Source organism: Mucilaginibacter pankratovii (genome assembly GCF_014773265.1).
GTDB classification, from domain to species: Bacteria; Bacteroidota; Bacteroidia; order Sphingobacteriales; family Sphingobacteriaceae; genus Mucilaginibacter; species Mucilaginibacter pankratovii.
Genome location: NZ_JACWMY010000002.1, coordinates 153,556 through 167,121 on the forward strand (window position 1 = coordinate 153,556; position 13,566 = coordinate 167,121).

8 protein-coding genes are annotated in these 13,566 nt (G+C 48.1%); 3 read left to right on the forward strand and 5 right to left on the reverse strand.

Features of this window, described 5'->3' with window-relative positions; all coding sequences use genetic code 11:
* Positions 1-8 precede the first annotated feature (8 nt).
* From kdpB to IDJ77_RS03670, 5 genes are all read right to left on the reverse strand, one after another.
* A complete protein-coding gene (gene kdpB / locus IDJ77_RS03650; protein WP_191187574.1) occupies positions 9-2,042 on the reverse strand; it encodes a potassium-transporting ATPase subunit KdpB in 2,034 nt (677 codons plus the stop codon).
* 8 nt (positions 2,043-2,050) lie between these two features.
* Positions 2,051-3,769 (reverse strand): potassium-transporting ATPase subunit KdpA, encoded by a 1,719-nt coding sequence (gene kdpA / locus IDJ77_RS03655; RefSeq protein ID WP_191187575.1) that lies wholly within the window; start codon positions 3,767-3,769, stop codon positions 2,051-2,053.
* 11 nt (positions 3,770-3,780) lie between these two features.
* Complete coding sequence (locus IDJ77_RS27995) at positions 3,781-3,858, reverse strand: potassium-transporting ATPase subunit F (RefSeq protein WP_078346467.1); 78 nt, start codon at positions 3,856-3,858, stop codon at positions 3,781-3,783.
* Between the two features lie 257 nt (positions 3,859-4,115).
* Positions 4,116-6,089 carry a KUP/HAK/KT family potassium transporter gene (locus tag IDJ77_RS03665; RefSeq protein WP_191187576.1) on the reverse strand — a complete coding sequence of 658 codons (1,974 nt, stop codon included), beginning with the start codon at positions 6,087-6,089 and terminating at the stop codon, positions 4,116-4,118.
* Positions 6,090-6,347: 258 nt separating this feature from the next.
* Positions 6,348-7,685: a sigma-54-dependent transcriptional regulator gene (locus tag IDJ77_RS03670; RefSeq protein WP_191187577.1), complete on the reverse strand. Its 1,338-nt coding sequence runs from the start codon at positions 7,683-7,685 to the stop codon at positions 6,348-6,350.
* Positions 7,686-8,120: 435 nt separating this feature from the next.
* Between IDJ77_RS03670 and IDJ77_RS03675 the strand changes: the two genes are divergently transcribed.
* From IDJ77_RS03675 to IDJ77_RS03685, 3 genes are read left to right on the forward strand one after another with little or no spacing between them, the layout of a single operon-like run.
* Entirely contained in the window at positions 8,121-8,843 is a 723-nt protein-coding gene (locus IDJ77_RS03675; protein ID WP_191187578.1) for an ImuA family protein, read from the forward strand.
* 3 nt (positions 8,844-8,846) lie between these two features.
* On the forward strand, positions 8,847-10,343 hold the full coding sequence (locus IDJ77_RS03680) for a Y-family DNA polymerase (protein ID WP_191187579.1): 1,497 nt from the start codon (positions 8,847-8,849) through the stop codon (positions 10,341-10,343).
* 7 nt (positions 10,344-10,350) lie between these two features.
* Positions 10,351-13,560 (forward strand): error-prone DNA polymerase, encoded by a 3,210-nt coding sequence (locus IDJ77_RS03685; protein WP_224750953.1) that lies wholly within the window; start codon positions 10,351-10,353, stop codon positions 13,558-13,560.
* The last annotated feature ends 6 nt before the right edge of the window (positions 13,561-13,566 follow it).

Genomic DNA, 13,566 nt, shown 5'->3' on the forward strand with positions numbered 1-13,566 from the left:
TCTATTAATTAGAAGAATAGGGAAATAAGTAAGTCGATTAATTTGATACCGATGAATGGTGCGATAACACCGCCCAAACCATAGATCAGCAGGTTACGGCGAAGCAGCGCGCTGGCGCCGATAGGTTTGTATTCCACTCCTTTCAACGCCAATGGTATCAGCATCGGGATGATAATGGCGTTAAATATTACAGCCGATAATATCGCGCTCTCCGGACTGTGGAGGCGCATAATATTAATGCTTTGCAGGGCGGGAATAGAGGCGATAAATAAAGCCGGCACAATAGCGAAGTACTTAGCCACATCGTTAGCAATAGAGAAGGTTGTAAGCGTACCGCGTGTGATGAGCAACTGCTTGCCTATCTCTACTATCTCGATCAGCTTGGTTGGGTCGTTATCCAGATCCACCATATTCCCGGCTTCTTTTGCGGCCTGTGTACCGCTGTTCATGGCCACGCCTACATCTGCCTGGGCCAATGCAGGGGCATCGTTCGTACCGTCGCCCATCATAGCTACCAGGCGGCCATTGGCCTGCTCCAGTTTAATGTAGTTCATTTTATCCTCGGGCTTGGCCTCGGCAATAAAATCATCCACACCCGCTTTTTCGGCAATAAATTTGGCGGTAAGCGGGTTATCGCCGGTTACCATCACGGTTTTGATACCCATTTTACGCAGGCGTTCAAAACGTTCGGCAATGCCGGGTTTGATGATATCCTGCAATTCTATGGTACCCAAAACCACTTCGTTTTGTGCCACCACCAGTGGCGTACCACCATTTGATGCAATGGCTTTTACGCGTTCTTCCACATCGGGGGAAAACTTGTTACCCGCCGCTACCGACATGTTCCTGATAGAATCAAAAGCGCCTTTACGGATGCGCAGGCCATCTTTTGTATCTATACCGCTGGATCGGGTTTCGGCGGTAAATTTGATAAACTCGGCCCCGGCTGGTGCGGTAAGCGAAATTTTCAAATCGCCGTGTTGTGCCAGTTCTATAATAGATTTACCTTCGGGGGTTTCATCGGCCAGGGAAGAAAGCACGGCGGCTTTCACCAGGTCGGCAGGTAAAACACCGGGGGCCGGCCAAAACTGGGTTGCTTTACGGTTACCAATGGTAATGGTACCGGTTTTATCCAGCAGCAATACATCAATATCACCGGCAGTTTCTACCGCTTTGCCCGATTTGGTGATCACGTTGGCACGCAGCGCTCTATCCATCCCCGCAATACCGATGGCCGATAACAGGCCACCGATAGTTGTGGGGATTAAACAAACGAAAAGCGAAATTAACGCGGCTATAGTGATAGGGGTATTTGCATAATCGGCAAAAGGTTTCAGCGTAACGCATACGATGATAAAGATCAGCGTAAAACTGGCCAGCAGGATAGTTAAAGCTATCTCGTTCGGTGTTTTCTGGCGCGATGCACCCTCTACCAAGGCGATCATCTTATCCAGGAAGCTTTCACCGGGTTCGGTAGTTACCACTACTTTAATATTATCGGATAATACTTTGGTACCACCTGTAACAGATGACTTATCACCGCCTGCCTCACGGATAACCGGGGCAGATTCACCTGTAATGGCCGATTCATCTATGGTAGCTAAACCTTCGATGATCTCGCCATCGGTTGGGATGGTATCGCCGGTTTCGCAAACAAACACATCGCCTTTACGCAGTTCGTTTGATGACTTACCTACGATGCTGCCGTCTTTCAACAACACTTTAGCGGGTGTTTCTTCGCGGGTTTTGCGGAGGCTATCGGCCTGTGCTTTACCGCGTGCCTCGGCAATAGCCTCGGCAAAGTTGGCAAACAACAGGGTAAGCAGCAGCACGATGAAGATAATAAGGTTATATGCGAATGAACCCTGGCCACTGTGCAAAAAGCTGTAAACGCACATGTAGGCCATAATAACGGTGCCCACTTCCACGGTAAACATTACCGGGTTGCGCAGCATTACCTTTGGGTTCAGTTTTATGAACGACTCTTTCAATGCAGTTTGCACAAGTGCCGGTTCGAACAATTTATTTGATCTGGTTGTCATGATTTAGATTATTTAGGCATTGAAAAGAACTCTGCAATCGGCCCTAAAGCCAGTGCAGGGAAGTATGATAATGCGTTGAGTACCAATATTACAGCGAAGGTCATCAGGCCGAAGGTTACGGTATCGGTCTTCAACGTACCTGCCGATTCGGGGATGAACTTCTTTTTGGCCAGCAAACCTGCGATAGCTACCGGACCAATGATCGGCAGGAACCTGCCCAGTATCATCAGGATGCCGGTGCTTACGTTCCAAAAGATGTTGTTATCGCCCAAGCCTTCAAAACCGGAGCCGTTGTTGGCGTTGGATGAGGTCATCTCGTAAAGCATTTCGCTAAAGCCGTGGTAGCCCGGGTTATTTAACCAGGCCGATGGTTTAACCGCCCAGTCGGCATTGCCGTGGTTGGTAAAAACAAAGGCTGCTATGGCCGTGCCCGCCATAATTAAAAACGGACTAAGCAAGGTGATCAAAGCGGCTATCTTTACTTCTCGCGCCTCCACTTTGTGGCCCAAAAATTCGGGGGTACGACCTACCATTAAGCCGGAAATAAACACCGCGATAATGAGGTAGATAAAGTAGTTGAGTATCCCCACGCCGCAGCCTCCAAAAAAACCGTTGATCATCATACCCAGTAATTGCCATAAACCGGTAAGGGGCATGGTGCTATCGTGCATACCGTTAACAGAGCCGGTAGATACGATGGTAGTGAAAGTACTCCAGTACGCTGTGGCAGTTGGCCCAAACCTTACCTCTTTACCTTCCATGGCACCGGTTGGTTGCGAGATGCCCATTTTGGCGATGGCAGAGTTACCACCGGTTTCGCTGCTGATACTTGGGATGAGGAGCATTAAAGCACCTATCATCATTACACCAAATATTACCCAGCCTATTTTTTTACGACCGATAAAATAACCGAAGCACAGTACCATCGCTATCGGGATGATCATTTGCGAAACAATTTCGGTGATGTTGGTTAAGTAGTTAGGGTTTTCCAGCGGATGTGCCGAGTTTGCGCCAAACCAGCCACCACCGTTTGTACCTAAGTGCTTAATGGCTATCATTTGTGCAGCCGGTCCGCGCGATACGTGTACGGTATCGCCCTGTAGGGATATAAACTGGTCTTTACCGGCGTAGCTGCTTGGCGTACCGTTAAAAGTTAATATTAGAGCTATTACGATAGATAACGGCAGCAGTAAACGGGTGATGGCTTTTACAAAGTACTGCCAAAAGTTGCCCAGGTTGGTTGTGGTTTTATCGCGGAAGGCTTTAAAAAATGCCACCGCGCAGGCGATACCTGTAGCCGCACTGGTAAAGTGCAAAAACATGAATATAAAGTGCTGTATAAGGTAGCTGGCACCGCTTTCGCCGCTGTAGTGCTGCAGGTTACAGTTCACTACAAAGCTAATGATGGTATTAAAGGCCAGGTCGGCAGTCATGCCGGGGTTGCCATCGGGGTTAAGGGGCAGCTTATCCTGGTGCATTAAAACAAAAAAGCCGTAAACCAGCCAAAGCATGTTGATGCACATCATGGCTTTTAAAAACTGTTTCCAGTCCATCGGCTCGTTGGGGTTAATGCCCGATAATTTATAGATACCGTTTTCGATGGGTTTCATAAAATCGGTCCATACTTTTTCGCCGGCAAACATTTTTGCCAGGTACTTGCCCAGCGGGATGCCGATGATCAGCATCAGCACAAAGGAGACCGCAATTCCTAATAGTTCTGTGTTCATTGTGTTCTTAGTTAAAAGTTTTCGGGTTTAAGCAGCACGTATACCATGTATAGGAAAACTGCGATAGAGATGATGAATAATGCGATCATGATGTGTTAGATTTTTTCGAACCAGTCGATTGATTTAAAAATAAACCAGCTTATCACAAGCAGGGAAAGGAAGAGGATTATGGTGATCATTGTCTTATTATTTTCACCACCTATGCCAATAGAGGGGCCACATTTTTATATTTATTCATAAAATACTCATTATCAATATTTTAATCAAAATAAAGCCATAAATAAAAATACTGTATAACAAAAAACCCTTCCGTTTTGGAAGGGTTGCTTATCATAAAGGGAAAACATCAGGCGTGCCCGGAGGGCGCTATCTTTTTCAAGTTAAAATACGACACCGGGCTTACCACCAACGGTATCTTTTCTACCTTGGTTTCGCTGGTGTCCAACCCAAACGCCTTGGCATCCGACTGTGCCAGTCGTTTAATGGCAAAATAGCTGTTCAGGATAAAACCTTCTTTGGCGCTGAACTCATTTTCGTACGAGAGGAATTTCTCCATCAGCACGAACTGGAAGTCGGCAGCCATGTGGTATTGTTTTAAAGACGGGTATCGGCTGGTAATATCCAACTGCTTATTGGCTACCATCTCCTGCACCACTTTGCGGAACAGCACATTTATACGCGGCTGGATCCTGAACCCGAGGCGAAACTCCACCCGTATCACTTTATCCTCCTTTAACTCCTCTACGCTATATTCCATGGTAAAAGGCTCGTCGGTACGTTCGATATGCAAAAACCAGTATACATCGGCTCTTTTTGGTTTGCGGCTGAGGATAGAGTAGATGATCTTTTGCTCTATCTGTTTGCTGTTGTTGGCCTTAGTAAGGTAGATAAGGTGCGTAGAAAATTTAGATACCGTGGTATCTGCACTCAAGGCCGTTAATACAGGGAGTTGATCGGCCAGGTCCACAAAACTAAGGAACCTGTTGTTGATCTTCCGCGCCCTGAACCAGATGTACATGGTAAATATCAAGCCAACTTCGAACCCGACAAAGAACAATCGCTTCATAATTTTAACGGCGTTGGCCACAAAGAAAGAAAACTCTACCGAAAGGAACATGCACAGGATAATGGTAACCAACCATACCGGCCAGTGCATTTTATAGCGCATAAAATAATACATCAAAATAGTGGTCATCAACATGGCTATAGTGATAGAGAAACCATAGGCAGCCGTCATCGCCTCGGAAGTTTTAAAGTATAAGCTTACCAGTATACAGCCAATACACAGCAGCCAGTTGATGCTGGGGATATAAATTTGTCCGCGGATGTTGGATGGGTATTTTACCGTTATGCGGGGCCAAAAATTCATACTCACGGCTTCGCTTATTAAGGTAAACGAGCCGCTGATAAGTGCCTGGCTGGCAATAATGGTAGCCATAGTAGCCACAATAACCGCCGGGATGATGAAGCCATGCGGCACTATCGCAAAAAACGGGTTTACATTATGCACAATATCCGGGTTGGCCTGCCTCAACACCCAGGCTCCCTGGCCAAGATAGTTGAGCAGCAAGGTGGTTTTAACAAATATCCAGCTTACCTGGATGTTTTTGCGGCCGCAATGCCCCAGGTCGGAGTACAATGCCTCGGCACCCGTAGTGCATAGAAACACTGCACCCAGCAACCAAAAACCGTTAGGGTGTTCTACCAGCAGATCGTAGGCATAAACAGGGTTGAATGCCTTAAATATGGCAGGGTATTGGGCTATCTGCGCAGCACCCAATCCGCCCAGCATCAGGAACCAAACCAGCATGATGGGACCGAAAGCCGCACCTACTACATTGGTACCAAACTGCTGAAAAAAGAAGAGCAGTATAATGATGATGATCACGATAACGAGGATGATGGTACTGCCCGGGATGATCACATGCGATAAAGCCGGCACCAGCCCAAGCCCTTCTATAGCCGAGGTGACTGATATCGGTGGGGTAATGATGCCATCGGCCAGTAAAGTGCCCGCGCCGATGATGGCCGGGATAGCCAGCCATTTGCCGTAGCGTTTTACCAGGGCAAAAAGTGAGAAGATGCCGCCTTCGCCGCGGTTATCTGCCTGCAGGGTGATGAAAATGTATTTGAAGGTAGTTTGCAGGGTGAGCGTCCAAAAAACGCAGGAGATAGCACCAAGCACCATAAACTCGTCGGCGCGGCCACCTTCTTTTAAAATAGTTTGCAGGGTGTATAAAGGCGAGGTACCTATATCGCCAAAAATGATACCGAGGGTAACTAAAACACCACCCGCAGAAAGCTTGCGTGCGTGGCTCATAAACTAAAATGATTAAGGGTTGATATTGGATTAATTTTAACGGGTACGCAGTAAATGCAATAGTTTGGGGCTAAGGGGTAATTATTCATGCCCAGCCGCCTGCAACGTGCATACCAAAAATAAAAAATTGCTTATACGCGCTTAAAAAGCACTTTCGGAAATAACCGCAAGCACAACCCTACCAAAATGGAGTGGTCGTTTTTTCATTTTGGGGTGGTGGTTTTTCTATTTTGGAGTGGAAATTTCCATTTTGGGGCATTATTTTTCCAGCTCGTACTCGTCAATTTTACGGTAGAGGGTGGTTAAGCCGATGCCAAGCAAGCGGGCAGTTTCTGTTTTATTGCCTTTGGTATAGTGAAGTATCTTATTGATGTGGTGTTTCTCAATGGCCGAAAGCGCAAAGGAGGATGGCGTATTATCTCCGCCGTCATAAAAATCAAGCGGAAGCAGGTCGGCGCTTAGGGTGTTGCCATCACAGATAATTACCGCACGTTCGATGATGTTCTTCAGCTCGCGGATGTTGCCTTTCCAGTTGTGTTTCTCCAAACCAGTCAAAAATTCCGGACTCATATCCCCTATCTTCTGCCCTACTTTACGGGTGTATTCCTTAAGATAGTGTTTTGCTAACAGGGCGATATCATCGCGGCGTTCGTTTAACGATGGCAGGATGATCTGGAATACGGATAGGCGGTAAAACAAATCCTCCCTAAAATTGCCCTTGGCTATCTCACCTTCCAGCTTGCGGTTGGTGGCGGCAATGATGCGCACGTTTACTTTGCTTGTTTTGGTATCCCCCACTTTGATAAATTCGCCCTGCTCAATTACGCGGAGGATCTTGGCCTGCAGGTTAATATCCATTTCGCCGATCTCATCTAAAAACATGGTTCCGCCGTCGGCTTCCTCAAAAAGGCCTTTTTTATCTTTCATGGCACCCGTGAATGCCCCTGCTTTATGGCCAAACAGTTCGCTCTCCAATAATTCTTTACTGAAGGAGCTGCAATTCACTGCAACAAAATTCCCGGTGTTGCGGCGGCTATTGTAATGGATGGCATTGGCAAATACCTCCTTACCCGTACCGGTTTCGCCAAGCAGTAAAACGGTGGTATCTGTAACGGAAACTTTTTTGGCGAGGTCGATAGCGGCATTGATGGCTTTGGAATGCCCTACAATACCGTCGAAAGTAAATTGTTTTACAATTTTGCTTTGCAGCTTAAATACCTGTAACTGCAGTTGTGCTTTATCCATAGCACGGGCAAGCATGGGCAGTATCTTATCGTTATCATCGCCCTTGGTTATGTAATCGAAAGCGCCGTTTTTAATGGAGAGCACTCCATCGGCAATGGTACCAAAAGCGGTAAGATTTATCACTTCCACGTAAGGCTGCTTTTCTTTGATCTGTTTCACCAGGTCAACGCCATTCACATCGGGGAGTTTCACATCGCTTATCACCACCTGAATCTCTTCCTGGGCCAGTATCTTCAGCCCCTCCTTGCCGGTGTACGCCTGGAAAACCTTGTAGCCCTCCAGCTCGATGATGCGGGTTAAAAGACCGTTCAGCTTTTTTTCATCATCAATGATGAGTATGTTTTGTTGCATGGTACCAGAATGTAAAAATAGCTTGCGCCCCAAACTTATGCCAAGTTTTTTTATTTATCGGCTCGCCGTATAAAATTAGCTTAAATTATGGGGAACGATGCATCCACCTCCTATCATTTCAACATACTTTTTTCAAAATGGAAGGGTAGTTAAGCCCGATTATTTCACCAATTCCGTTTCGTAGGGGCTATATCCATACCGGCGAGTTGACTCACCCCCAACCCCTCTCTCCTGCGTGGGAAAGAGGGGAGTTTTTTTCTTTTTTCCTTTCTTTCTTCACCCTCTTTACCGAAGGTAGAGAGGGTCGACCAGCGCAGCGATGTCGGGGTGAGTCAATATGAGAGCGAAAAGAGGATAATGCAATCTAACAAATACTAAAATAAATTATAAAATACTAAAAATATTAGCATAACTTTACAGTCCCAATTCGATATTATGCCCGTTGAAAAAAGAGAAATGATCGAAAGGCTGCAGAAAGATATTCTGCAATGGGAAGGTTACAGGCCTCCGCCGGTGGGTACGCGTAATTTGGTGGGTTTGGGTATGGTAGAGGCCGCTTTTCCAAATGGGGTGTTCCCTATAGGGGCTATACATGAACTGGTTTGCGGCAGCAGCGAACAGGCTGCCGCTTCCGGCGGGCTGGTTACGGGCATCCTTTCGGTATTGATGCAGCAGGGCGGCGTCTGTGTATGGATAGGCCGGGCAAGGCGGCTGTTTGCCCCTGCGCTCGCACTTTTTGGTGTAGAACCGCATAAGGTCATCTTTATCAGCCTCAGCAAAGATAAAGATGCCCTTTGGGTAATGGAGGAAGCCCTAAAATGCCCCGGACTAAAAGCCGTGGTTTGCGAATTGGGCGAAATAAATTTTAAACAATCGCGCCGCCTGCAGTTAGCGGTAGAGCAAAGCCGGGTAACCGGTTTTGTGCTGCGGAATGCTGCTGATAAACTCGGCTCTACTTCCTGCGCGGCACGCTGGCAGGTAAGATCCTTACCAAGTGCCGATATGGATGGCTTGCCCGGTATAGGCCACCTGCGCTGGCAGGTAGACCTGTTAAAAGTACGCAACGGGCAACCGGGCAGCTGGATCCTGGAATGGCAGGAAGGCCGGTTTATCCCGGTTGAGGAAATAACTCTTACAGAAGAAAGGCAGGTAGGTTGAAGCATGCCCAAACGTTATATGGTTATCGTGTTCCGCCATTTGCTGACAGATGCCCTGGCGCTTCGTCGGCTTGAGCTTAAGGAAGCTCCTTTTGTGCTGGCGGCACCTGTAAAAAACCGGGTTGTGATTACCGCAGCCAGTCCAGCGGCAGAACAACAGGGCGCATTTACGGGTATGGCCGTAGCTGATGCGCGTGCAGCGGTAGCCGACCTGGTGGTTGTTGATGATACACCCGGCAAAGCAGCAAAGCTACTGCGCTTATTAGGCCTTGGTTGTATCCGTTACACGCCTATTGTATCTGTCGACCTGCCCAACGGTTTGATCCTTGATATCTCCGGATGCACCCACCTTTGGGCTGGCGAGCGTGGTTATCTAACAGAGATCGTTTTAAAATTGCGCAAAGCAGGCTTTGATGCCCGTGCAGCCATTGCAGATACCCCCGGCGCAGCCTGGGCTGTAGCTCATTTTGCCGTTTCCAGGCCCATTGTAGAGTCCGGTGCCCAGGCTAAGGCCATTGCTGGTTTACCACCTGCCGCTTTAAGATTAAGCGATGAAATTTTAGAGCGATTGCAAAAATTAGGGTTTCGTACCATCGGGCTTTTGCTTTCCATCCCGGCCCAAGCCTTGCGGCGGCGCTTTGGCAAAGAATTACTATTGCGGTTAGACCAGGCTTTGGGCCGGGTAACAGAATACCCGGAACCATTGGTGCCGCCGGTACCCTACGTAGAACGATTACCTTGCCTTGAACCCATCCGCAACGCGCCGGGTATTGCTATCGCCATAGAGAAACTGTTATCCGCAGTATGCACACGCCTGCAGGCCGAAGGAAAAGGGGTGCGCAAAGCGGTGCTTAAATGTTACCGGATAGACGGTCGCACGGTTCAAACGGGCATTACCACCAACAGGGGCTCGCACAGCGTTTCGCACCTTTTAAAGCTCTTCGAGCTGCAGATCTCTAAAATAGAACCCGCTTTGGGGATAGAGTTATTTGTGCTGGAAGTGCCAAAAGTGGAAGAAATGGAAACCCCGCAAGAACAGTTATGGGCTTTGGATAAAGGCTTGGCTGATACTTCATTGGCCGAAATGCTTGACCGGGTAGCCGGGAAGGTAGGATCGCAAACCATTCAGCGTTTTTTACCTGCCGAACATTACTGGCCCGAACGCTCTGTAAAAGCAGCAACCTCCATTACCGAAGAACCCGAAACCACCTGGCCCATGCAAATGCGGCCCATGCGTTTGTTAAATCCGCCCGAACGCATTGAAGTGATGGCCTTAGTGCCCGATAACCCGCCAAAACTATTTGTTTATAAAGGCAAACGCCATAACATTACCAAAGCCGATGGCCCGGAACGAATCGGGCGCGAATGGTGGCATGACAGTGGCGAACACCGCGATTATTACGTTGTAGAAGATACTGATGGACAGCGTTACTGGGTGTTCCGTTCGGGATATTACGATGGTGGCGACGCACAATGGTATTTACATGGCTTTTTTGCTTAGATAGAGGATGATAGAATACGCAGAATTACAGGTAACATCCAACTTTAGCTTCCTGCGCGGGGGCTCGCATCCGCACGAACTGGTAGAAGAAGCTAAACGATTAGGTTATTCGGCCATCGCTATAACTGATAGGAACTCTTTGGCCGGCATCGTACGCGGGCATATGGCCGCTAAGGAAGCCAAGATCGGTTTTATCCCCGCCTGCCGGCTCGACCTGGTGGATGGCACCAGCCTGCTCGCCTACCCTACTGATATTACAGCATATGGCCGCCTATCTGCATTGCTTACCAAAGGTAACCTGCGTACGGAAAAGGGCAAATGTAAATTAAATAAAGCCGACGTATATGATCATAAAGAAGGCTTATTGTTTGTGGCAATTCCGCCGGATAAATTAAACGCACGCTTTGAATTTGATGAAGCTTTTAAAAAGGACTTGTTAGAATATCGGCAACAGTTTGGCTCTTCGCTTTACTTGGCGGCATCTTTTAATTACCAGGGGCAGGATGAAAAACGCCTGTTCCGCCTTGCGGAAACTGGTATACCTTTAGTGGCCACCGGCGATGTGTATTACCATAGCCGCGAACGGCGCGAACTGCAGGATGTGCTTACCTGTATACGCGAAAAATGCACCATCCATACGGCGGGGTTTAAGTTACATTCCAATGCCGAGCGTTTTTTGAAAGAACGCGACGAAATCGACAGGTTATTCAAAAAATATCCGCAAGCCATAGCCAACGCCAATGCAATTGCCGCAGCCTGTAAATTTTCGTTAGACGAACTTAAATACCTGGCACCTGAAGAAGAATTGGTTGATGGGCTCACCCGGCAGCAGCGTTTAGAAAACTTAACCTGGGCGGGCGCTAAGAAAGTTTTTGGCGAACCGGTACCCGAAAGACACCGTATCCAAATTGAATTTGAACTGGCTTTTATTGAACGGCGAAAACTCGCCTGGTATTTTTTGCGGGTACACCGCAAAACCCAAAAAGCCGAAGAGCTGGGTATTTTGCACCAGGGCCGCGGCTCGGCAGCAAACTCTACGGTCTGTTTTTGTTTGGGCATTACAGCTGTTAATCCCGAAGAATCACGCTTATTGTTTTCCCGCTTTATGTCGGATGCGCGGGATGAGTGGCCGGATATTGATGTGGATTATGAACATGAGCGGCGCGAAGAAATTATCCAGTTTATTTATGATGATTACGGACGCGATAGGGCCGCTATTGTTGCTACCGTTACGCAGGAGCGGCATAAAGGCGCTATCCGCGATATAGGCAAAGCGATGGGCGTGTCCGAAGACACTATCAAACGCATCGGCGCCACCATTTGGGATTTTTACGAGGAAGGTTTTGATGAAAAACGGCTGCGCGACCAGGGATTGAATCCTAATGATCCGCTGATATTAAAAGTATTGCAGCTCACTTGCGACCTGATGGGTTTCCCGCGGCAGTTGGGCCAGCATACGGGCGGTTTTGTAATTACCGAAGGCCAGCTATCCAATTTTTGCCCCATACTGAATGCGCGGATGGAAAACCGCACCCAGGTAGAATGGAATAAAGACGACCTGGAAGACCTCGGCATCCTTAAAATAGATGTATTGGGTTTGGGTATGCTCACCATGATCCGCAAGGCGTTTGACCTCGTACTACGGCACTACGGCAAGCAACTGACCTTAGCCAATGTAGAGCAGAACGACCCGAAGGTTTATGACATGATCTGCCGGGCAGATACCATTGGCGTTTTCCAGATAGAGAGTCGCGCGCAGATGAGTATGCTCCCCCGGTTAAAGCCACGTGTGTTTTATGACCTGGTGATTGAAGTAGCCATTGTAAGGCCCGGTCCTATTCAGGGCGATATGGTACACCCCTATTTACGGCGGCGGAATAAGGAGGAAGAGCCGGAATACCCAAAACCGGAACTTAAAGAAATATTAAAACGCACGTTAGGAGTACCGCTCTTCCAAGAGCAAGCCATGGAGATAGCCATTGTAGCAGCCGGCTTTACCCCCGCAGAAGCAGACCAATTGCGGCGAAGTATGGCTTCCTTTAAGGCTAATGGTATGTTGAAGCATTACGAAGAAAAAATGGTAAATGGGATGCTGGCGAATGGTTACGATGAAGATTTTTCGCGGCGGGTGTTTAAACAATTGCAGGGCTTTGAAGGCTATGGATTTCCCGAAAGCCATGCAGCCTCATTTGCTTTGTTGGTTTATATCTCCTCCTGGCTTAAATACCACTACCCTGATGTGTTCTGCGCTGCTTTACTTAATAGCCAGCCAATGGGCTTTTACCAGCCCGCACAAATTGTGAGGGATGCACGCGATCATGGAGTACAGGTTTTGCCCGTAGACGTAAACTATTCTGAATGGGACAACACGCTGGAAGCAAAAGACAATGGGAAGCATTTGGTAAGATTGGGCTTTAGACAGGTAAAAGGTTTAAAGGAGGATGATATGACCATGCTGGTGGCCATGCGCAACGATGGCTATACCCACATAGACCAGTTGCGGGCGGTGGGCATACCCGAGGCCGCTCTCGAAAAACTGGCAGATGCAGATGCCTTCCGTTCGCTGGGTGCCGACCGCCGTATGGCTTTATGGGAGGTCTCCGCTTTGGCCGACAGGCCAATAGGCATATTTGATGGCCAACTCTCTGAAACCGTTTTAGAAGCACTACCGGATCTGCCGCCAATGACCCGCGGCGAGCATGTAGTGCAGGATTATATTTCTACCGGACTATCGCTGAAAGATCATCCTGTGGGTTTGCTGCGCTCCAAATTAACGCAAATGCGTAATATAAAAGTAAGCGACATCCCACAAAAAAAAGATGGCGACCATGTGTGCATTGCCGGTTTAATTACCGTTCGGCAGCGGCCCGGAACAGCTAAAGGCGTGCTGTTTATGACACTGGAAGATGAAACAGGCTCGGCCAACCTGGTGGTATGGCAAAATCTCTTTGATAAATACCGCAAGGAGATCGTACAATCGCGTTTGCTGATGGTGGCCGGGAAACTACAAATTGCCAACGGCGTAACGCACCTGGTGGTACAGCGCTGCTTTAATTTAACAGCATTACTGCGGAGCTTAACAGAAACCAGCACCGAATTGCCCCAAACGCTGGCCCGAGCCGACGAAACCAGCAAGCCACATCCTTACGATATGCGCTCTACCATGCCGGCAGTGCCTACGGAAGGAGCATTTCATAAGGGAAGAAATTTTCATTAGTCCTGT

Bases quoted from the DNA above. Each gene is read 5' to 3' on its own strand.
- kdpB (WP_191187574.1), bottom strand. From the start codon at position 2,042: ATGACAACCAGATCAAATAAATTGTTCGAACCGGCACTTGTGCAAACT.
- kdpA (WP_191187575.1), bottom strand. From the start codon at position 3,769: ATGAACACAGAACTATTAGGAATTGCGGTCTCCTTTGTGCTGATGCTG.
- IDJ77_RS27995 (WP_078346467.1), bottom strand. From the start codon at position 3,858: ATGATCGCATTATTCATCATCTCTATCGCAGTTTTCCTATACATGGTA.
- IDJ77_RS03665 (WP_191187576.1), bottom strand. From the start codon at position 6,089: ATGAGCCACGCACGCAAGCTTTCTGCGGGTGGTGTTTTAGTTACCCTC.
- IDJ77_RS03670 (WP_191187577.1), bottom strand. From the start codon at position 7,685: ATGCAACAAAACATACTCATCATTGATGATGAAAAAAAGCTGAACGGT.
- IDJ77_RS03675 (WP_191187578.1), top strand. From the start codon at position 8,121: ATGCCCGTTGAAAAAAGAGAAATGATCGAAAGGCTGCAGAAAGATATT.
- IDJ77_RS03680 (WP_191187579.1), top strand. From the start codon at position 8,847: ATGCCCAAACGTTATATGGTTATCGTGTTCCGCCATTTGCTGACAGAT.
- IDJ77_RS03685 (WP_224750953.1), top strand. From the start codon at position 10,351: ATGATAGAATACGCAGAATTACAGGTAACATCCAACTTTAGCTTCCTG.